8 protein-coding genes and 5 pseudogenes are annotated in these 20,107 nt (G+C 66.2%); 3 read left to right on the forward strand and 10 right to left on the reverse strand.

Going from position 1 to position 20,107, the window contains the following annotated elements:
* Position 1: 1 nt before the first annotated feature.
* From ASE35_RS11530 to ASE35_RS11560, 8 genes and pseudogenes are all read right to left on the reverse strand, one after another.
* Positions 2-1,526 (reverse strand): annotated as a pseudogene (locus ASE35_RS11530) (TonB-dependent receptor); the annotation flags it as partial.
* 1 nt (position 1,527) lies between these two features.
* Positions 1,528-2,161 (reverse strand): annotated as a pseudogene (locus tag ASE35_RS11535) (TonB-dependent receptor plug domain-containing protein); the annotation flags it as partial.
* 220 nt (positions 2,162-2,381) lie between these two features.
* Positions 2,382-5,334 (reverse strand): annotated as a pseudogene (locus tag ASE35_RS11540) (TonB-dependent receptor).
* A 515-nt stretch (positions 5,335-5,849) separates the two neighbouring features.
* Positions 5,850-8,734, reverse strand: a pseudogene (locus tag ASE35_RS11545) (TonB-dependent receptor).
* An 887-nt stretch (positions 8,735-9,621) separates the two neighbouring features.
* A partial coding sequence (locus ASE35_RS11550) for a TonB-dependent receptor (RefSeq protein ID WP_235570050.1) occupies positions 9,622-12,156 on the reverse strand: 2,535 nt, incomplete at its 5' end.
* Between the two features lies 1 nt (position 12,157).
* Positions 12,158-12,597: pseudogene (locus ASE35_RS22035) on the reverse strand (Plug domain-containing protein); the annotation flags it as partial.
* Between the two features lie 585 nt (positions 12,598-13,182).
* Positions 13,183-14,001 (reverse strand): hypothetical protein, encoded by an 819-nt coding sequence (locus tag ASE35_RS11555; protein WP_175488960.1) that lies wholly within the window; start codon positions 13,999-14,001, stop codon positions 13,183-13,185.
* A 142-nt stretch (positions 14,002-14,143) separates the two neighbouring features.
* Positions 14,144-15,091: an Hsp33 family molecular chaperone HslO gene (locus ASE35_RS11560; protein WP_057163900.1), complete on the reverse strand. Its 948-nt coding sequence runs from the start codon at positions 15,089-15,091 to the stop codon at positions 14,144-14,146.
* Positions 15,092-15,195: 104 nt separating this feature from the next.
* Here ASE35_RS11560 and mtgA point away from each other — a divergent pair, with 104 nt between their 5' ends.
* Positions 15,196-15,930: a monofunctional biosynthetic peptidoglycan transglycosylase gene (mtgA, locus tag ASE35_RS11565; RefSeq protein WP_235570051.1), complete on the forward strand. Its 735-nt coding sequence runs from the start codon at positions 15,196-15,198 to the stop codon at positions 15,928-15,930.
* A 7-nt stretch (positions 15,931-15,937) separates the two neighbouring features.
* Here mtgA and ASE35_RS11570 read toward each other — a convergent pair whose 3' ends face one another.
* Positions 15,938-16,438 (reverse strand): arsenate reductase ArsC, encoded by a 501-nt coding sequence (locus ASE35_RS11570; protein WP_057163902.1) that lies wholly within the window; start codon positions 16,436-16,438, stop codon positions 15,938-15,940.
* 114 nt (positions 16,439-16,552) lie between these two features.
* Between ASE35_RS11570 and ASE35_RS11575 the strand changes: the two genes are divergently transcribed.
* Positions 16,553-17,593, forward strand: a complete 1,041-nt coding sequence (locus ASE35_RS11575) for a glycosyltransferase family 2 protein (protein ID WP_056182641.1) — start codon at positions 16,553-16,555, stop codon at positions 17,591-17,593.
* Complete coding sequence (locus ASE35_RS11580) at positions 17,553-17,981, forward strand: CBS domain-containing protein (protein ID WP_056183175.1); 429 nt, start codon at positions 17,553-17,555, stop codon at positions 17,979-17,981. Before ASE35_RS11575 ends, ASE35_RS11580 begins: the two co-directional genes overlap by 41 nt.
* 107 nt (positions 17,982-18,088) lie before the next feature.
* Here ASE35_RS11580 and ASE35_RS11585 read toward each other — a convergent pair whose 3' ends face one another.
* Complete coding sequence (locus ASE35_RS11585) at positions 18,089-20,002, reverse strand: AsmA family protein (RefSeq protein WP_235570052.1); 1,914 nt, start codon at positions 20,000-20,002, stop codon at positions 18,089-18,091.
* Between the last annotated feature and the right edge of the window lie 105 nt (positions 20,003-20,107).

The raw sequence follows: 20,107 nt of genomic DNA on the forward strand, positions 1-20,107 counted from the left end.
NCGACCGGCACGCCTTCGGTGACGCAGCGTGCCTGGGCGACCGAACTCTGCTGACCGAACTGCGCGGTGTTGCAGGCGTCGGTGACGGTCGGGAACGAGTCGGCCCGACCGGCGAACAATTCGGAGATCGACGGTGCACGGAAGCCCTCGGACCAGTTGCCGCGGATCATCAGGTCGTCGATCGGCTTCCAGCGGAAACCGAACTTGCTGTTCAGCGTGTCGCCGAAGTTGCTGTAGTCGGAGTAGCGGGTCGCGACCGAGAAGTCGAGCAGCTTGGCGAACGGCACATCCGACAGCACCGGGATCGCGAGTTCGAGGTAGGCCTCGTCCAGCGAGTAGGAACCGTTGGTGGCGGTACGGCTGTTGCCGGTGGTGTTGCCCGAGTTGATCAGCGCGTCCGGCGAGTCGTAGCCGGACTCGGTGCGGTGCTCGAGGCCGAACGAGAAGCCCAGCGGGCCGCCCGGCAGGCTGAACAGGTCGCCGCCGATGTTAGCGTAGTAGCTGTTCTGGACGTAGTTGTACTCGTCGTGCGCGGTGAACGAGACGAAGTTCATCATTTCCGGCGTGATGCTGCCGACGCCGCCGAGCAGGTTCAGCGGCACGCAGCCGTTGATGATGGCGGTGGCGGTGCCGCAGCGGGCCACGCCCTGGACGTCGCGGAACGACGGACCCAGCGCCTGCTGCAGGGCGATCATGTTGAACAGGCCGTAGGTGGTGTTATTGGCCTTGTTCTCGCCGCGGAAGTAACCGGCTTCCCAGTCGTAGTACTTCTCGCCGACGGTCAGCGTGCCTTCCAGGCCGGCGTTCATCGCGAACGTGCGCACGTCCTGGTTGAACGAACGGCCGCCGGACTCGGTGATGCGGCGGTTGATGCGCGAGATGTCCTGGCCGAACGGGTTGTAGATGCTGTTGCGGCTGATGAAGATCTGCTGGCCCTGCGGCGTAGCGCCCGGGGCGGTGCCCAGCACCACCGGCATCGAGGCGAGCAGCTGCTCGGACTCGCGCTGGTTGTAGGTGATGGTGGTCTTGAAGCGCAGGTTGTCGGTGATGTCGACGGTGCCGGCGGCGAAGACCGAGCGGCGTTCCTGCGGGGTCAGCAGGTAGTTCTCGGGCGCGAAGTTGTAGACGTCGCCCGGAGCCACGTACGGACGCGGGGCGCTGTTGCCGCCCGCATTGTAGGTGAAGGTGCCGGGGCCGCCGTTGAAGTTGGTCTGACCGCCGGTGCAGGCGCCGTTGACGTAGCCGCCCGGGCACAGAGCGAAGCGGCCGCCCGGGCTGGTGCCCGAACCGAACGCGTTGCCGGTGCCGACGATCGGCTCCTTGGAGATCTTGCGATCGCCGGCCATGACCGGCTCTTCCTTGACGTAACCGAAGCCCAGCATGGCGCTGAAGCGGTCCGAGGTCGTGCCGATGGTGAAGTCGTAGGCTTGACGGAAACCGTCGCCCTTGTCGAAGGCGCCCAGGTAGGCGTTGGCTTCGGCGCCTTCGAAGTTCTGGCGCAGGATCACGTTGACCACGCCGGCGATNTGGCGTTCGGCGGTGGCGGCCCCTGGATCGGCATGAAGTCGTAGGCTTGACGGAAACCGTCGCCCTTGTCGAAGGCGCCCAGGTAGGCGTTGGCTTCGGCGCCTTCGAAGTTCTGGCGCAGGATCACGTTGACCACGCCGGCGATGGCGTCCGAACCGTAGATGGTCGAGGCGCCGTCCTTCAGGACTTCGATGCGCTCGACCGCGGCGGTCGGGATGGTGTTGAGGTCGACCGCGCCACCGAGACCGGTGCCGCCGACCCAACGACGGCCGTTGACCAGCACCAGGGTGCGGTTGGAGCCGAGGTTGCGCAGGCTGACGCGGGTTTCGCCGTTGCCGCCGTTGTTGAACGAGCTGTTGAGGGTCGAGCCGTTGGCCGTGATGTTCTGGATCACGTCGCCGACCGAGGTCAGGCCCTGCGCGGTGATGTCTTCGCGGCTGAGCGAGAAGATCGGCTGCGAGGTCTCGATATCGGCACGCTTGATGCGCGAACCGGTGACCTCGATGCGGTCAAGGGTGGTGGCTTCTTTCTCGGTTTCCTGTGCAAAGGCGACGCCGGTGCCTGTGGCAGCGGTGGCGCCCACTGCGAGGGCGAAGGTAATCGCCTCGCGGAGCTGGGTGGTCTTCAAGGTCATCTCTCTCTCCAAGTCAGTCTTGGTGTCCCATGGGAGCCTGCCGGGTGGCGCAAAACGAGTGGCCTAAGTCGGCAAGGCTGGGCCGATACTAGCCGCCCCCCGTGAGTAATTAAAGTGTCGTTAACTGACTAGGGGCAGTCTCGAGAGTTGATGAGATGGCACACAAAAAGATACGGCCCCGTATGGGGCCGTATCGGGGTACTACCGGATTTGGAGCCGATCAGAACTTCTGCGCGTAGCGGAAGTAGACGAAACGGCCTGGGACTTCGTACTGCGGATCGAACGAGTTGGCGAAGGTGGTGGCCGACACCGGCGGGTTCTTGTCGAAGATGTTGTTCACGCCGATGGTGACCTTCGCGTTCCACGGAGCGTTCCAGAAGAAGCTCGCGTCGTGGTACGTGGTGGCACCGATATGGCGCTCGGCCGCGTTGCGCTGGGTGAAGCTGTCGCCGCCGGCCACGCCGTCCCAGACGCCGTTGGCGTTGGCGTCGGTGGGGATGGCGACGATGCGGTCCGGGTCGCTGCACAGGAAGGCGTAGCCGTAGTCTTCCAGGGCCTGGCAGTTTTCGGTCTGCGACGAGTAGTAGCGGATGTTCCAGGTCGCGCCGATGTCGCCCTTCTCCCAGCGCGTGGCCAGGTTGGAGCGGATGCGCCAGGCGTTGGACTGGCCCGGGCCGTCGTACTCGCCGACCTGGTTGCCGCCTTCGTTGAAGCGCAGCTTCTGGCCGATCACCGGCACGTCCTGCTCGTTTTCGCCGTAGATGCCGTTGCCGTTGAGATCGTCCTTCTGGCTGGCCAGGTAGGTGGTATCCCAGACGAAGCTGAACTTGCCCCAGGCGGTTTCCGGCAGACGGTAGTTGACGGTCAGGTCGTAACCCTCGACCTCGGTGCCGCCGATGTTGGTGGTGGCGTTGAGCAGGGTCTGGATGTTGCCGTCGGAACGGCGGGTATACAGGCCGCAGGTCAGGCCGGTGCCGGCGCTGTCCAAGCACTGCTGGATGATGTTGGCGCCGCCGCGGGTGGTGAGGGCGTCCTCGATCTTGATGTTCCACCAGTCCAGATTGATGTCCAGGCCTTCGATCCAGCTGGGGCTGTAGACCAGACCCAGGGTGGTGGTCTCGGCGCGCTCGGCCTTCAGGTTCGGATCGCCACCGACCGAGATGCGGATCTGCCGGTTGTCCTGCTGGTAACCGCCGTTCGGCACGCCCTCGGCGACGCAGCGCGCCCGAGCGGACGGGGTCTGATTGCCGAAGTTGGCATTGTTGCAGGGGTCGCTGAGGAGCGGGAACGAGTCGGCGATGCCGGAGAACAGCTCGGAGATCGACGGCGCGCGGAAGCCCTGCGACCAGTTGCCGCGGACCATGAGGTCGTCGATCGGCTTCCAGCGGAAACCGAACTTGCTGTTCAGCGTGTCGCCGAAGTTGCTGTAGTCGGAGTAGCGGGTAGCGACCGAGAAATCGAGCAGCTTGGCGAACGGCACATCCGACAGCACCGGGATCGCGAGTTCGAGGTAGGCCTCGTCCAACGAGTAGGAGCCGCTGGTGGAGGCGCGGCTGTTGCCGGTGGTGTTGCCCGAGTTGATCAGCGCGTCCGGCGAGTCGTAGCCGGACTCGGAACGGTGCTCGATGCCGAACGAGAAGCCCAGCGTGCCGCCCGGCAGGTTGAACAGGTCGCCGCCGATGTTGGCGTAGTAGCTGTTCTGGAGATAGTTGTACTCGTCGTGCGCGGTGAACGAGACGAAGTTCAACATGTCCGGGGTGATGCTGCCGACGCCGCCGAGCAGGTTCAGCGGCACGCAGCCGTTGATGGTGGCGGTGGGGGTGCCGCAGCGCGCCGCGCCGCGTGCGTCGCGGAACGACGGGCCCAGTGCCTGCTGCAGGGCGATCATGTTGAACAGGCCGTAGGTGGTGTTATTGGCCTTGTTCTCGCCGCGGAAGTAACCGGCTTCCCAGTCGAAGTACTTCTCGCCGACGGTCAGCGTGCCTTCCAGGCCGGCGTTCATCGCGAACGTGCGCACGTCTTGGTTGAACGAACGACCGCCCGACTCGGTGATACGGCGGTTGATGCGCGAGATGTCCTGGCCGAACGGGTTGTAGATGCTGTTGCGGCTGATGAAGATCTGCTGGCCCGGCACCGTGGCGCCCGGGGCGGTGCCCAGCACGATCGGCATCGAGGCGAGCAACTGCTCGGACTCGCGCTGGTTGTAGGTGATGGTGGTCTTGAAGCGCAGGCTATCGGTGATGTCCAGGGTGCCGGACGCGAACACCGAACGGCGCTCCTGCGGAGTCAGCAGGTAGTTCTCGGGCGCGAAGTTGTAGATGTCGCCGGGCGCCACGAACGGACGCGGGGCGCTGTTGCCGCCCGCATTGTAGGTGAAGGTGCCGGGGCCGCCGTTGAAGTTGGTCTGGCCACCGGTGCACGCGCCATTGCTGTAGCCACCGGGGCACAGGGCGAAGCGGCCGCCCGGGCTGGTGCCCGAGCCGAAGCCGGTGCCGGTGCCGATCTTCGGCTCCTTGGAAATGTAACGGTCGCCGGCCATGACCGGCTCTTCCTTGACGTAACCGAAGCCGAGCATCGCGCTGAAGCGGTCGGAGGTCGCGCCGATGGTGAAGTCGTAGGCCTGACGGAAACCGTCGCCCTTGTCGAAGGCGCCCAGGTAGGCGTTGGCTTCGGCGCCTTCGAAGTTCTGGCGCAGGATCACGTTGACCACGCCGGCGATGTAGGACTTCGATGCGCTCGACCGCGGCGGTCGGGATGGTGTTGAGGTCGACCGCGCCACCGAGACCGGTGCCGCCGACCCAACGACGGCCGTTGACCAGCACCAGGGTGCGGTTGGAGCCGAGGTTGCGCAGGCTGACGCGGGTTTCGCCGTTGCCGCCGTTGTTGAAGGAACTGTTGAGAGTCGAGCCGTTGGCCGTGATGTTCTGGATCACGTCGCCGACCGAGGTCAGGCCCTGCGCGGTGATGTCGTCGCGGCTGAGCGAGAAGATCGGCTGCGAGGTCTCGATATCGGCACGCTTGATGCGCGAACCGGTGACTTCGATGCGATCGAGGGTGGTCGGGTCCTTGCTCTCTTCCTGAGCGAAGGCCACGCCCGTGCCGGCGGCGGCAGTAGCGCTCACGGCGAGCGCGAACGTAATCGCCTCGCGGAGCTGGGTGGTCTTGAAGGTCATCTCTCTCTCCAGAAATCGGAATTGGTGTTGCCCATGGGACCCAGCCGGAGGAGTCAAGCAAGACGCCAATTTCAGCAAGGTGCGCCGGATCGTAGCCGCTCGTTATGCGAATTCCAACACGGTTTTAACGATATTTTTCGCGCACTACATGCATTGGCACGCAATGCGCTGAGTGCGCGCACACAATGCGTTTCTTCGTAACTTCGTATCGGTGACTAATGCTCAGAATCCAGGCACATGTCTGATGTGAAGTTGATTGTCATAGGCACGCGAAGAGCACTCTTTTACGAATAGCGCGTGCGCGTTTGGCGCTACTAATCACAGGCTGTAGCGAGAGTATTCAGTGCGCGGACGTGCGCGCGCTGCGCGGTGCGAATGCAGGCGATGACGGTGCATGCCCGATCGCTGCGCCGGGTCGAGCGGTGTCGCCGATAGCGGGACGGTACCGCGCGCCGCCCAAAAAACTACGGCCCCGTGAGGGGCCGTAGCGGTTACTGCGGATGTCGCGGAGTCGATCAGAACTTCTGCGCGTAGCGGAAGTACACGAAGCGGCCCGGGACTTCGTACTGCGGGTCGAACGAGTTGGCGAACGAGTTCAGAACCACCGGCGGGTTCTTGTCGAAGATGTTGTTGACGCCAATGGTGACGCGAGCGTTCCACGGTGCATTGAAGAAGACGCTGGCGTCGTGGTACGTGGTGCCGCCGATGCGGTGCTGCGATTCCTTCAGCACGTTGATGCGATCGCCGCCGGCCGTGCCGTCCCAAACACCGTTGCGGTTGGTGTCGGACGGGACACCGATGAAGCGGGTCGTATCCGAGCACTTGCCCAAAGCCTCGAACTGCGCCGAGCAAGCTTCCGTCTGCGACGAGAAGTAGCGCATGTTCCAGGACGCACCGAAGTCGCCCTTCTCCCAGCGCACGGCCAGGTTGGAGCGGATCCGCCAGCGGTTGTTGTTCTGGGCGAATTCGCCGACGAGGTCGCCGCCTTCATTGAAGTTCAGGCGCTCGCCGATCTTGGGCTCGCGCTGGCGGTCCTCGCCATACTTGCCGTCGCCGTCGAGGTCCTGGAGGCTCTTGGCCAGGTAGGTGGTGTCCCAGATGAAGCCGAACTTGCCCCACGCGGTTTCCGGCAGACGGTAGTTGACCGTCAGGTCGTAACCCTCGACTTCCCGGCCACCGATATTGATGGTGGAGTTGAGCAGGGTGTTGATGGCGCCGCCGGGGCTGCGCGTGTACAGGCCGCAGGTCGAATCGGTACCGCCGGAGTCGACGCACTGCTGAATGATCGTGCTGCCGCCAAGCGTGGTGATGGCATCCTCGAGCTTGATGTTCCACCAGTCCAGGGAGATGTCCAGGCCTTCGATCCAGCTCGGGCTATAGACCAGGCCCAGGGTCTTGGATTCGGAGGTTTCCGGCTTCAGCTGGGGGTTGCCGCCGACGGTGATGCGGATCTGGGTGTTCGGCTGGACGTAGCCGCCGACCGGCACGCCTTCGGTGACGCAGCGTGCCTGGGCGACCGAACTCTGCTGACCGAACTGCGCGGTGTTGCAGGCGTCGGTGACGGTCGGGAACGATTGCCGCGGATCATCAGGTCGTCGATCGGCTTCCAGCGGAAACCGAACTTGCTGTTCAGCGTGTCGCCGAAGTTGCTGTAGTCGGAGTAGCGGGTCGCCACCGAGAAGTCGAGCAGCTTGGCGAACGCCACATCGGCCAGCACCGGGATCGCGAACTCGACGTAGGCTTCGTCGACCTTGTAGCTGCCGGCGGTCGCGGTGCGGGCGTTGCCGGTGGTGTTACCGGAGTTGATCAGCGCGTCCGGCGAGTCGTAGCCGGACTCGGTGCGGTGCTCGAGGCCGAACGAGAAGCCCACCGGGCCGCCCGGCAGATCGAACAGGTCGCCGCCGATGTTGGCGTAGTAGGTGTTCTGTTCGTACTTGAACTCGTCGTGCGCGGTGAACGTCACGTAGTTCAGCATATCGGGCGTGATCGAGCCCGGCGCGCCGAGCAGGTTCAGCGGCACGCAGCCGGTGATGGTGGCGGTCGGGGTACCGCAGCGGGCGATGCCACGGCCGTCACGGAACGACGGGCCCAGCGCCTGCTGCAGGGCGATCAGGTTGAACAGGCCGGTGGTGGTGTTGTTGGCCTTGTTCTCGCCGCGGAAGTAGCCGGCCTGCCAGTCGTAGAAGTTATCGCCGAAGGTCAGCGTGCCTTCCAGCATCGCGTCCATCGCGAAGGTGCGCACGTCCTGGTTGAACGAGCGGCCGCCGGTTTCCCTGGCGCGGCGCTCGACCGCGGTCACGGTCTGGCCGAACGGGTTGTAGATGTTTTGCGCGCTGATGTTGATCGCGCGCTGCGCCGGCGTGGTGTTCGGCGCCGTGCCCAGGCTGATCGGCATCGAAGCGAGCAGCTGCTCGGACTCGCGCTGGTTGTAGGTGATGGTGGTCTTGAAGCGCAGGTTGTCGGTGATGTCCAACGTGCCGTTGGCGAACACCGAACGGCGCTCCTGCGGGGTCAGCAGGTAGTTCTCGGGCGCGAAGTTGTACAGGTCGGCCGGCGCGACGAACGGACGCCAGTTGGTGCCGCTCTGGCCCGGGTTGTAAGTGAAGGTGCCGGTGGTGCCGTCGGGACGGCGGCCGTTGAGCGAGAAGTTGCCGAAGATCGTATTGGTGCTACCGCGGGCGTTGCCCGTGCCGACCGTCGGTTCCTTGGAGATGTATCGGTCGCCGGCCATGATCGGCTCTTCTTTGACGTAGCCGAAGCCCAGCATGGCGCTGAAGCGGTCCGAGGTCGTGCCGATGGTGAAGTCGTAGGACTGGCGCCCGCCGTCGCCCTTGTCGTAGGTGCCGATGTAGGCGTTGGCTTCGGCGCCTTCGAAGTTCTGACGCAGGATCACGTTGACCACGCCGGCGATGGCGTCGGAGCCGTAAATCGTCGAAGCGCCGTCCTTCAGGATTTCGATGCGCTCGACCGCGGCGGTCGGGATGGTGTTGAGGTCGACCGCGCCACCGAGGCCGGTGCCGCCGACCCAGCGCTTGCCGTTCACCAGCACCAGGGTGCGGGCCGCGCCCAGGTTACGCAGGCTGACGCGGGTCTCGCCGTTGCCGCCGTTATTGAAAGAGCTGTTGAGGGTCGAACCGTTGGCGGTGATGTTCTGGATCACGTCGCCAACCGAAGTCAGGCCTTGCGAGGTGATGTCTTCGCGGCTGAGCGAGAAGATCGGCTGCGAGGTCTCGATGTCGGCGCGCTTGATGCGCGAACCGGTGACCTCGATGCGGTCGAGGGTGGTGGCTTCCTTGCTCTCTTCCTGAGCGAAGGCAACACCGGTGCCGGCCGCGGCGGTGGCGCCCACCGCGAGCGCGAAGGTGATCGCGTCGCGAAGCTGGGTGGTTTTGAAGGTCATCTCTCTCTCCAGAAAATCAAAATAGGTGGAACCCATGGGACCCGGCCGGGGGAGTCAAGAAAGACGCCAATATCAGCAAGGTGCGGCGGATCGTAGCCGCTAGTTCCAGCGAATCCAACACGGTTTTAACAGTGTTTTTTTGGCGCTACATGTATTGGCACTCAATGTGATGAGTGCGTGCGCGTAATGCGTTTCTTAGTGAGTTCTTATTGGTGCCTAACGCAAAAAATATCTGTGCGCTTATGGTGTGATGAGTATCAATTTAGACACTCGAAAGGCATGTTTTTCGCGCTGTTATTGCTCGCATGGCGCTCGGCATGCAGACGATCCGCTAGGTCTGCCTTGCTGCGTCGCGCACGTCTCGATGACGCGTTGCTGCGCTTGTTGGAAACATGCGCAGCTATGCCGTCGTTCTGCCGCGTTGGCATCGAAGGATAAGGATTTTGTTTTGACTGGCGAGATGCCTGCCAAAAAACACGGCCCGCACCGGGGCGCAATGTCAGCGGGCGATGACGCGATGCGCGCGCTGCGGCGCGTTATGTCGCGACGAAGTTAGAGGTGGGCGAGATTCGCCGCGTCGTCTCGCGGTGGCGTCGTTGACCGATTAATCGCGTGCGACGCGAGCACACCGCGACACATGATGTTGCGACGAAGTCGGAGGCGGGCCAATCGCTACCTCGTCACTCGGCAGCGTCGCTGCCGATTCATGCATGTGACATGCGCGCGTCGCGATACATGATGTCGCGACGAAGTTGGCGGCGAGCGAGTCGCTGCATCGTCCCGCGCTGGCGTCGTCGGCCGATCGATGTCGGGCGAGACGGGTGCCGTACAAAAAACTACGGCCCCGTGAGGGGCCGTAGCGGTTACTGCGGATGTTACGGGGTCGATCAGAACTTCTGCGCGTAGCGGAAGTAGATGAAGCGGCCCGGGACTTCGTACTGCGGGTCGAAGCTGTTGGCGAAGGTCGACGCGGAACGCGGCGGATCCTTGTCGAACAGGTTGTTCACGCCAACGGTGATGCGAGCGTTCCACGGCGCGTTGAAGAAGACGCTGGCGTCGTGGTACGTGGCGCCGCCGATGCGGTTCTGCGGACGCAGCTGCGGGCCGTCCGGAGCGGTGCCCGGGTCGTTGCCGTCGAGGTTGGTGATGCGGGTCGGATCCGAGCACAGATTGACGCGCTGTGCGGCGGCGATGGTGGCGCAGGACTCTTCCTGGTGCGAGAAGTAACGCACGAACCAGGTCGCGCCGAAGTCGCCCTTCTCCCAGTTCAGGGCCAGGTTGGAGCGGATGCGCCAGTTGTTGGTGCGTGCCGAACCGCCCTGATACTCGCCTGCCGTGTTGCCGCCTTCGCCGGTCACCGGATCTTCGGAGACGATGCCGTCGCCGTTGACGTCGGTGGTCGACTTGGCCAGGTAGGTCGTGTCCCACACCACGCGGAACTTGCCGTACGAGGTTTCCGGCAGCTTGTAGCCGACGGTCAGGTCGTAGCCTTCGTTGAAGATCGTACCGACGTTGGACGGGGTCGACTGCAGGCCGGAGATCTGGCCGTCAGGCGCGCGCTGCACCAGGGCGCAGGCACTGGCGGTGCCGTTGCGGTAGCAGTTGTCCAGGATGGCCTGCGCGGTCTGGGTGAAGATCGCGTTTTCGATCTTGATCTCCCACCAGTCCAGCGAGATGTCGAGACCTTCGGCCCAGCTCGGGCTGTACACGAAGCCCAGGGTCTTGGAGGTGGAGTTCTCCGCGCCCAGGTTCGGGTTGCCGCCGGTGGTGGTACGGATCTGGGTGTTGATCTGGTTGTACGCCGGCACCGAGCCGCACGCCGCCGGGCGGTTGGTGTTCGGAGCGCCCTGCAGCGAGCCGTTGCAGGGATCGGTGATGGTCTGGAACGTGTCCGAGACGCCGGTGAACAGCTCGGCGATCGACGGAGCGCGGAAGCCTTCCGACCAGTTGCCGCGGACCATCAGGTCGTCGATCGGCTTCCAGCGGAAACCGAACTTGCTGTTGAGCGTGTCGCCGAAGTTGCTGTAGTCCGAGTAGCGGGTCGCCACCGAGAAGTCGAGCAGCTTGGCGAACGGCACGTCGGCCAGGACCGGCACCGACAGTTCGAGGTAAGCCTCGTCCAGCGAGTAACCGCCGGCGGTCGCCTTACGGGCGTTGCCGGTGGTGTCGCCGGTGTTGACGATCGCGTCGGGCTGGTCGAAGCCGGACTCGGTGCGGTGTTCCATGCCGAACGAGAAGGCCAGCGGGCCGCCCGGCAGGTCGAACAGGTCGCCGCCGACGTTGGCGTAGTAGGTCTTCTGCTTGTAGCCACGGGTGTCGTGGGCGACGAAGCCGGAGTACGCAGCCATTTCCGGGGTGAAGCCGCCACCGCCGCTGAGCAGGTTCAGCGGCACGCAACCGGCGATGATCGCGGTCGGGGTGCCGCAACGGGCCACGCCCTGGCCGTCGCGGAACGACGGGCCCAGCGCATTGCGCAGCGCGCTGATGTTGTACAGGCCGAAGGTGGTGTCGTAGCGCTTGTTCTCGCCGAAGAAGTAACCGGCTTCCCAGTCGAACGCACGCTCGCCGACTTCGAAGCTGCCTTCGAGGCTGCCGTCGAACGCGAAGGTGTTCACTTCCTGGTTGAAGCTACGGCCGCCGAGCTCGGTCGGACGGTACTGGATGCCGGTGACGGCCTGGCCGTAGGGGTTGTAGATGTTCTGCGCCGAGATCGAGATGTTGGCGCCGTTGGTGCCCGGAGCCGCGGTGCCCAGGGTGATCGGGCTAGCCGCCAGCAGCTGCTCGGAGATGCGCTCGTTATAGGTGATCGTCGTCTTGAAGCGGACGTTGTCGGTGATGTCGAACGAACCCGACGCGAACACCGAACGACGCTCCTGCGGGGTCAGCAGGTAGTTGTCCGGAGCGAAGTTGTAGGCATCCGGCGCGGTGAAGGGACGGAACGCCGTCGAACCGGCGCCGGTCGGGGTCGGGATGAAGGTGCCGACAGTGCCGTCCGGGCGGCGGCCGCCGGCCAGCGAGAACTGACCCTGCGGAGTGGTGCCCGAGCTGCCGAAGCCAGCGGTCGAGCCGAAATTCGGCACGGCCGAGATCTTGCGATCGCCAGCCTTGACCGGCTCTTCCTTCACGTAGCCGAAGCCCAGCATCGCGCTGTAGCGGTCGCCGGACGTGCCGATGGTGAAGTCGTAGGCCTGACGCTCGCCGTCGCCCTTGTCGAACGCGCCGATGTAAGCGTTGGCTTCAGCGCCTTCGAAGTTGCGACGCAGGATCACGTTGACCACGCCAGCGATGGCGTCCGAACCGTAGATCGTCGAGGCGCCGTCCTTTAGGACTTCGATGCGCTCGACCGCGGCGGTCGGGATGGTGTTGAGGTCGACCGCGCCACCGAGACCGGTGCCGCCGACCCAACGACGGCCGTTGACCAGNCGCTCGACCGCGGCGGTCGGGATGGTGTTGAGGTCGACCGCGCCACCGAGACCGGTGCCGCCGACCCAACGACGGCCGTTGACCAGCACCAGGGTGCGGTTCGAGCCGACGTTACGCAGGTTGACGCGGGTTTCGCCGTTACCGCCGTTGTTGAAGGTGCTGTTCAGCGTCGAACCGTTGGACGTGATGTTCTGGATCACGTCGCCGACCGAGGTCAGGCCCTGCGCGCTGATGTCTTCGCGGCTGAGCGAGAAGATCGGCTGCGAGGTTTCGATATCGGCACGCTTAATGCGCGAACCGGTCACTTCGATGCGGTCGAGGGTGGTCGGGTCCTTGCTCTCTTCCTGAGCAAAGGCCACACCCGTGCCGGCAGCGGCAGTGGCGCCCACGGCGAGCGCGAAAGTAATCGCGTCGCGGAGCTGGGTGGTCTTGAAGGTCATCTCTCTCTCCAGAAAATCGGAATTGGTGGTACCCATGGGACCAAGCTGGCGGAGTCAAATAAGACGCCAATTCCTGCAAGGTGGCGCCGATACTAGCCGTCAGAAGTGAGTAATTAAAGTGTCGTTAAACGTCGTCTTTTGACAAATTCTTCACACTATTCAGCTGGCGTTCCAATTGAGCGGGTTTACGTTCAATTTCAGGCCTAAATACGCATGCGTACAGTGTTTTTGTGCATGATTGACGCGACGGACGGTGCTAATTCACGACACGATTGGTGCGGTGGATCACCGGTTTGGCGCAAACGAGGCACTGCTCAGCGACGCGCGCTCACGCGGGGGCGTTGCGCGCCGTTGCAGGGGCGCAACGAGGCCATCGGCATCGCCTTGGGCGCCGATTCGGGGCGGTTCGGGAGCGGCGCATCGAGGGCCAAGCGCCTAAGGCCATGCTTCTCGTCCGAGGCGCGCTAGTCAGAGGGGCTTGCGAGCCGGCGCAAAGGCGGGCTGAAGCCACCGGCTTTGGCTGCCGGTTCGGTCTGGGCGATTCGATAGCGCGCGTCGAAAGCCCGACGCGGCGAAGGCGTTGCCTTAGAGGTCTTGCTCGTAACGGACGTAGGGCACGGTGCCTTCGTCCTTGTCGGTGTTGCCCGGCGCGAACGGGTTCTTGCCGCGCGTAATCACGTTCTCGGCGCCCACCGTGAGCTGGCCGCTCCAGGGCGTGCGCCAGGTCAGGCCGACGCCCAGGCCTTCCCACTGACCCGGCTGGCCGGGGGTGTCGACCACGCGGCCGACGATATTGGCGCCGAAGTTGCCGTAGCCGGCGCCGATGGTGAGGCTCTTGCTGTTCCAGCGATCGGCGATGGTCGGCATTTCGCCGGCCGGGATCAGGCGCGCGCGCGCCCAGGTGCCGCCGATCGACACGGTGGCCTCGCGGCCGATGTTCTTTTGGCCGTAGACGGTCAGGGTGTTCTGGTCGAGCTTGCTGTTGCGGCCGTTCGGACTCAGCCAGGCCGGAAGGGTGTCCTTGCCGTTGCCGATCGAGAGCCCGATCTTGCCGCCGGGGCGGCTCAGCGCGGCGCCCGCGGACACCTGACGCGAGCCGCCGCGATCGTCTTCGTCGAGCGCGGCGAGCATGCAGTGATTGGCGAGGTTGCCGATCGCGCCGGCCAGGCCGGTCTTGCGATCGCAGACCAGGCCCAGGGTATCGCCCGCATCCAGACCGAATGCGGCGTCCAGCGAATTGCTGCCCACGCGCCAACGCGCGCCGGCCACCGGTGCATTGGTGGGCTCGAGCTGCAACAGGTATTCGACCTTGCCGTTGGACTGGTTCCAGACCGGCAGATACGTCGTATCGCTGCGCTTCGCGGTTTGCGCATGCGCAGCCGATGCCGCGCCGAAGGCGAGCATCAAGGCGAACGACAGACGTAGCGAGCGTGCGTGCATGGTGACGATACGACCGGGCTGGGCCGGTCAAGTTCCCCTAGAACCTGGAATGGGACTATAGACGGTTTATGTTTATTTAACAAACCGAGACGGCCGTGTGAAGGGCCTATTGCAAACGGTCCGGTGCCGCGACCTCGGTGGCCGCAACCGCGAACAAGTGACTGATTTGGTTACTGTTGAAACGATAGGTCTGGCTACAGAACTCGCACCGCACCTGGGCCTCGCCGTCGGCCGCGGCGGCGGCCGCTTCGGCCTCCTCCTGACCCAGCGAGACCAGCATGGCCTCGACCCGCTCGCGCGAGCAAGAGCAGGCGAAGCTCAGCGGCTTGCCGCCCAGCAACTGGACCCCGTCCTCATGGAACAGACGGGTCAGCACGGTGACGGTGTCCCAGCCCAGCAGCTCGCCGGGTTGGAGGGTGTCGAACAGGGCCCCGGCCCGGGTCCAGCCGTCCTCGTCGCCGCCGTCGCCGGGCAGCTTCTGCAGCATCAGGCCGGCCGCTCGCTCGCCGTCGGCGGCCAGCAGCAGGCGGGTCGGCAGTTGTTCGGACTGGCGGAAGTAGTCCTCGAAGGCGCCGCTGAGGGAGTCCGAATCCAGCGCCACCAGGCCCTGGTAGCGGGCCGGATCGCGGTCGTCGCCGGCGCGCCCGCCGATCGGCGGGTTCTCGATGGTGATCGCCAGCACCGCATCCGGGCCGAGCTGGCGCAGGTCGCGCGAGACCTCGCCGCCGTCCTCGGCCAGCTGGGCGATGCCGCGCAGGGTGCCGGCGGCGGTGCACTCGGCGAACAAGGTGCGCAAGGCGCCGTCGCCGCGCAGCTGCACGGACAAGCGGCCCTCGACCTTGGCGTGTCCTGTGAACAGGGCGGCCGCGGCGGCGGCCTCGCCCAGCAGTTCGGCCGCCGCAGGCGGATACTCGGAGCGCTCGCGGATCTGGCGCCAGGTCTGGTCCAGGTGCACGTGCACGCCGCGCACACCGGCGCCCTCGATCAGGAATCGGGTCAGGCGGTCGTGGTCGTGGTCGGGGCCGACGGCGTCGGTGGGGCTGGAATCGTTCATCGCTGGACTCGTGCGGCGGCGCGCGCTCTATCGCGGATAATGCGCGCGACCGCGTGAAAGGGGAGACCGGGCAAGATGGGGATGGAGTGCAGACAGTGCAAGTCGTGAACGAGACCGTCCCCGCGCCCCCGGCCCCGCGCCGGCGCCGTCGCTGGCTGCGCTGGCTGATCGCGCTGCCGTTCCTGTTCCTCGCCGCTTCGATCCTGCAGGTCGCGGTGCTGCGCTTCATCGATCCGCCGTTCAGCGCCTTCATGGCCGCGCGCCAGTTCCAGGCCTGGGGCAGCGGCGATTTCGGCTTCCGCGTCGCCTACGACTGGCGCGACCTGGACGAGATCTCCTCCAACGTGCCGGTGGCCCTGGTGGCCTCCGAGGACCAGAACTTCGCCGAGCACTTCGGCTTCGATCTCAAGGCCATCGAGAAGGCGCGCAAGAACAACGCGCGCGGCCGCAAGGTCCGCGGCGGCAGCACCATCAGCCAGCAGACCGCCAAGAACCTGTTTCTTTGGAGCGGGCGCAGCTGGGTGCGCAAGGGCATCGAGGCCTGGTACACCCTGCTGATCGAACTGATGTGGCCCAAGCACCGCATCATCGAGGTCTACGCCAACATCGCCGAGTTCGGCGACGGCGTGTACGGCGCGCAGGCCGCTGCGCGCACCTACTACCGCAAGGACGCCGCGCGCCTGGGCCCGGCCGAGGCCGCGCGCATGGCCGCGGTGCTGCCCAATCCCAAGCGCTACAGCATCGCGCGCCCGGGCCCTTACGTGCAGCGCCGCGCCAACGCGATCCAGCGCCAGATGCGCTACATCGGCGGCAGCGGCTACCTCAAGCAGATCGACTGAGGCGCGCTCAGGCGCCGCGGCCGATGTCGCGCAGGCGATCCTGCGCGACCAGGCGGTCCAGCTTGCCCAGCGGCAGCGACAGCAGCAGTTCGACGCGCCGGCGCAGCAGCGCGAACGCCGCCACATAGGCCTGGCGGCGCGCGTCCTCGTCGCCGACCGCCGCGGCAGGATCGGCCACGCCCCAATGCGCGGTCGCGGCCTCGCCCAAGCGCACCGGGCAGGACTCGCCGGCGGCGTCGTCGCAGACGGTGATCACCATGTCCATGCGCGGCGCGTCGGCGCCGGCGAACTCGTCCCAGCTTTTGCTGCGCAGGCGCGCCGGGTCGTAGCCGAGCTTGGCCGAAAGCTCGGCGGCCATGGGCTGGATGAAGCCGGCCGGGCGGCTGCCCGCGCTCCAGGCGCGGAAGCGGTCCCCGCCCAAGGTGTTGAGTAGGGCTTCGGCCATCGCGCTGCGCGCGGAATTGCCGGTGCACAGGAACAGGACGTGATAACGGGCATCGGTGGGCATGAGCGGCTCCGGAACGGTGGCGGGCGGCACCGGCTAGGGTCGCGCGGCCAGTTTTCAGCGACGTTGCGATGAGATCGAAAACCCCCGCCCGCGCCGCCGGCTATGATTGAAGGCATGAATCGCGATCTGCTGACCGTCGTCGTCGCCGCCTACAACGAGGCCGAGAGCCTGCCGCTGCTGCAGCCGCGCATCGCCGCGGCCCTGGATGCGATCGCCGCCGACGGCGTCGAGGGGCGCGTGCTGTACGTGGACGACGGCAGCCGCGACGCGACCTGGCGCGTGCTGGAAAGCCTGGCCGCGGCCGATCCGCGCATCGCCCTGCTGCGCCTGTCGCGCAATTTCGGCAAGGAACTGGCGCTGACCGCCGGCCTGGACCGGGTCGAGCGCGGCGCGGCCCTGATCCTGGACGCCGACGGCCAGGACCCGCCGGAGTTGATCGCCGCCTTCGTCGCCAAGTGGCGCGAAGGCTACGACGACGTCTACGGCACCCGCATCGAACGCGAGGGCGAAAGCTGGCTCAAGCGCAGCACCGCGCATGCCTTCTATCGGGTGATCGGGCGTTTGTCGAAGACCCCGATTCCGGCCGACACCGGCGACTTCCGCCTGCTGTCCGAGCGCGCCCTGACCGGGCTGCGCCAGCTGCGCGAGCGCCACCGCTTCATGAAGGGCCTGTTCGGCTGGGTTGGCTACAACCGCGTCGCCTTGCCCTACCATCGCGAGGCGCGCGTGGCCGGCGCCAGCAAGTTCAATTTCTGGCGGCTGTGGAACCTGGCCCTGGAAGGCATCACCAGTTTCTCGACCGCGCCGCTGCGGCTGGCGACCTATATGGGCCTGGCGACCGCGCTGTTCGCGTTCGGCTTCGGCGTGTGGGTGGTGGCCAAGGCCCTGCTCTGGGGCGACCCGGTCGCGGGTTGGCCGACCATGATGGCGGTGATCCTGTTCCTGGGCGGCGTGCAGCTGATCGCGCTGGGCCTGATCGGCGAATACCTGGGCCGGCTGTACGAGGAATCCAAGCAGCGGCCGCTGTACCTCGTCGACACCTGGCAGCCGGCGGCAGGAGTATCCTCGGGACAGGGCTCGCTGCCCCCCTCCCAGATCGCCGAAGGAGAAGGCCATGCGCACCGTGCGGCAACTGCTAGAAGCGAAAGCATCTGAAGTGTTCGCGATCGGCCCGGACGCGCCGGTGATCGACGCGATCCGGCTGATGGCCGAAAAGCGCATAGGCGCGGTACTGGTGATGGAAGGCCCGCGTCTGACCGGGATCCTGTCCGAGCGCGATTACGCGCGCAAAGTCGTGTTGCAGGGTCGCTCCTCGGCCGACACGCCGGTGCGCGACATCATGACCGCCGAGGTGGTCAGCGTCGGCCTGGAAGACAGCGCCGAGCGCTGCATGCAAATCGTCACCGACCGCCGCATCCGCCATCTGCCGGTGGTGCACGGCGGCCAGGTGCAGGGCGTGGTCTCGATCGGCGACCTGGTCAAGGCGGTGATCGAGGACCAGCAACTCGAGCTGGACCAGTTGCAGCGCTATATCGCCAGCTGAGCGGCCACGCCGCCGTAGGATGCGGTGAGCGCCAGCGAACCGCATCATCGTCCCGCCCGGATTCGCACGCTGCTGCGGTCGTCACCGCGCCCGAAGGCCCGTGCCGCTCAACGCGCGTACTTGCCGCCACACGCGGCGTCCTTGCCCGGTCCCAGTTCTATCGTCGCCAGCAACGCCGCCGGCGGCGCGATCGTGCCCAGGGCCAGCGCCGCGGCGCCGCGCAGGCCCAGGCGCGCGTAGTCGGGTTTGGCCTTGGGGTGCTTGAACGTGCCGGACACCTTCAGGGGCGAGCGCAGCGTGAACAGGCTGCGGTCCTTGGGGCGCGCGCGCAGGATCAGGTCCAGGGTCTCGTCTCCCAGGTCGATCTTGCCGTCGCCGACCAGCAAGGTATCGCTGGTGTCGAAGGCCAGCGCGCGGGTGCGCATCACGCCCTCGCGCACTTCGAAATCGCCGAACGCGCAGCGGATCGGGATCTGGCGGTCGTGGCCGAGCTTGAACTTGATGATCTCGGCGATGTCGATGCCGGTGAACTCCATCAGCAGATTGCTGATCTTGCCCGAGCCCATGCCCAGCGCGATGTCGCCGTCGCTGCTGCCGAGCATGTCGGCGATGGAATTGCCGCGTCCGTCCAGGGCGATCTGTCCGCCGACCTTGCCGACCGCGTCGCGCGCCAGGTCCACCGTCGGCAGCAGCTTGGCCAGAGTCAGGCCGCGCGCATCGATCTGCGCGTGCGTGGCGATGGTGGGCTGGCGCGCGTCCATGCGTACGGTCGAGCGGATGCGGCCGTCGGCGACGCCGAAATCCAGCGGTTGCAGGCGCAGTACGCCGGCTTCCAGCAGCAGATGCGCGTCCATGTTGTCGATCGGCCAGCCCGGCGCGTCGATGCGCTGCGCCTTCCAACGCACGTCGGCGTCCATCGCGCGCAGCTTGTCCAGGCGGTAGGGCGTATCCGGCAGCACGCGTGCGCTCGCGCGTTCGCGCGCGGCCAGGGCCGCGAGTTCGGGATTGCTGGACTCGCCGCGTCCGGTTTGCGGCGCGGCGCCGACGAAGCCGCCGAGGTCGTCGAAGTCGAGCCGGCGCGAACGCAGATCGGCGCGCAGATAGGGGCGCGCGCCGCCGGTCTCCACGCTCGCGCGTCCGCCCAGGTCGCTGTCGCCGACCTTGCCGGTGAAATCGTCGTAGTGCCAGGTGGTGCGCGCGCCGGCGATGTCTCGGGTAAGGCGACCGTCCAGCGCGTACGGCGGCGTCGGCGGCGTGGCCACGCCGATCAGCGGGTACAGGTCGGCCAGATCCTGGCCCGACAGCGCCAGGCGCAGGTCGAAGTCGCGCAGCCGCAGCGGATCGACCAGGCTGCCGCGCGCATGCGCGCGGGTGGCGCCGGCAGTCGCGCGCAGATCCAGACGGTACGGACGTTCGCGATCGCGCAGTTCCAGCGGCGATTCGGCGCGGCCCTGCAAGCTGAAGCGATTGCCCTTCCAGCGTCCGCCGCCGCGCGCGGCGATCGGCGCGGCGGCGTCGTTGGCGCCCGGCGCCAGGCTGGCGATCTCGAAACGCATGTCGCTGCGGCTGACCGGGTCGAGGAAGCTCAGCTCGCCCTGTTCGATCCAGACGCGGCCGAAGCTTGGCCCGGCGCCGCCGGTTTCGCCGAACACCCAGTTGCCGCCGCGCTTGCGGTCGTTTTCCAGATGCAGCCTCGGGCGTTGCAGGCGCAGATCGGGGATGCGCACATCGCCGCGCAGCAGCGGCCACAGTTCGATGTCGAATTGCAGACGATCGGCGACCGCCATGTCGCGGCGCCGCGACCAGTCGGCGTCGCCGAAGCGCACGGCATCGGCGCGCACGCGCACGGTGCGGCCCAGCGCGATATCCAGATCGCCGCCGATGTCGAAGTCGCGACCGGTGCGCGCCTGCACCTGGCGCTCGATCGGGCCGCGCAGCCAGTTCCAATCCCACAGCGCGATCAGCGCCAGCAGCGCGATCGCCAGCAGCGCGGCAGCGCTGCGCCAGGGATGAAGACGCATGGCCCGCGCAGCGCGCGCCATACCGGACGCGGGTGTTGCGGCGCCGTCGTTGGCTGGGGTCGGCTCGGGGCTGGAGTGGGGCTCGCTCTCGCGCATGTTGATCGG

This window comes from Lysobacter sp. Root916, from assembly GCF_001429785.1.
Lineage (GTDB): Bacteria > Pseudomonadota > Gammaproteobacteria > Xanthomonadales > Xanthomonadaceae > Lysobacter.

What these genes read in the sequence shown, in the direction of transcription:
- ASE35_RS11555 (WP_175488960.1), bottom strand. Translation starts at nt 14,001, where the DNA reads ATGCTCGCCTTCGGCGCGGCATCGGCTGCGCATGCGCAAACCGCGAAG.
- ASE35_RS11560 (WP_057163900.1), bottom strand. Translation starts at nt 15,091, where the DNA reads ATGAACGATTCCAGCCCCACCGACGCCGTCGGCCCCGACCACGACCAC.
- ASE35_RS11570 (WP_057163902.1), bottom strand. Translation starts at nt 16,438, where the DNA reads ATGCCCACCGATGCCCGTTATCACGTCCTGTTCCTGTGCACCGGCAAT.
- ASE35_RS11575 (WP_056182641.1), top strand. Translation starts at nt 16,553, where the DNA reads ATGAATCGCGATCTGCTGACCGTCGTCGTCGCCGCCTACAACGAGGCC.
- ASE35_RS11580 (WP_056183175.1), top strand. Translation starts at nt 17,553, where the DNA reads ATGCGCACCGTGCGGCAACTGCTAGAAGCGAAAGCATCTGAAGTGTTC.
- ASE35_RS11585 (WP_235570052.1), bottom strand. Translation starts at nt 20,002, where the DNA reads ATGCGTCTTCATCCCTGGCGCAGCGCTGCCGCGCTGCTGGCGATCGCG.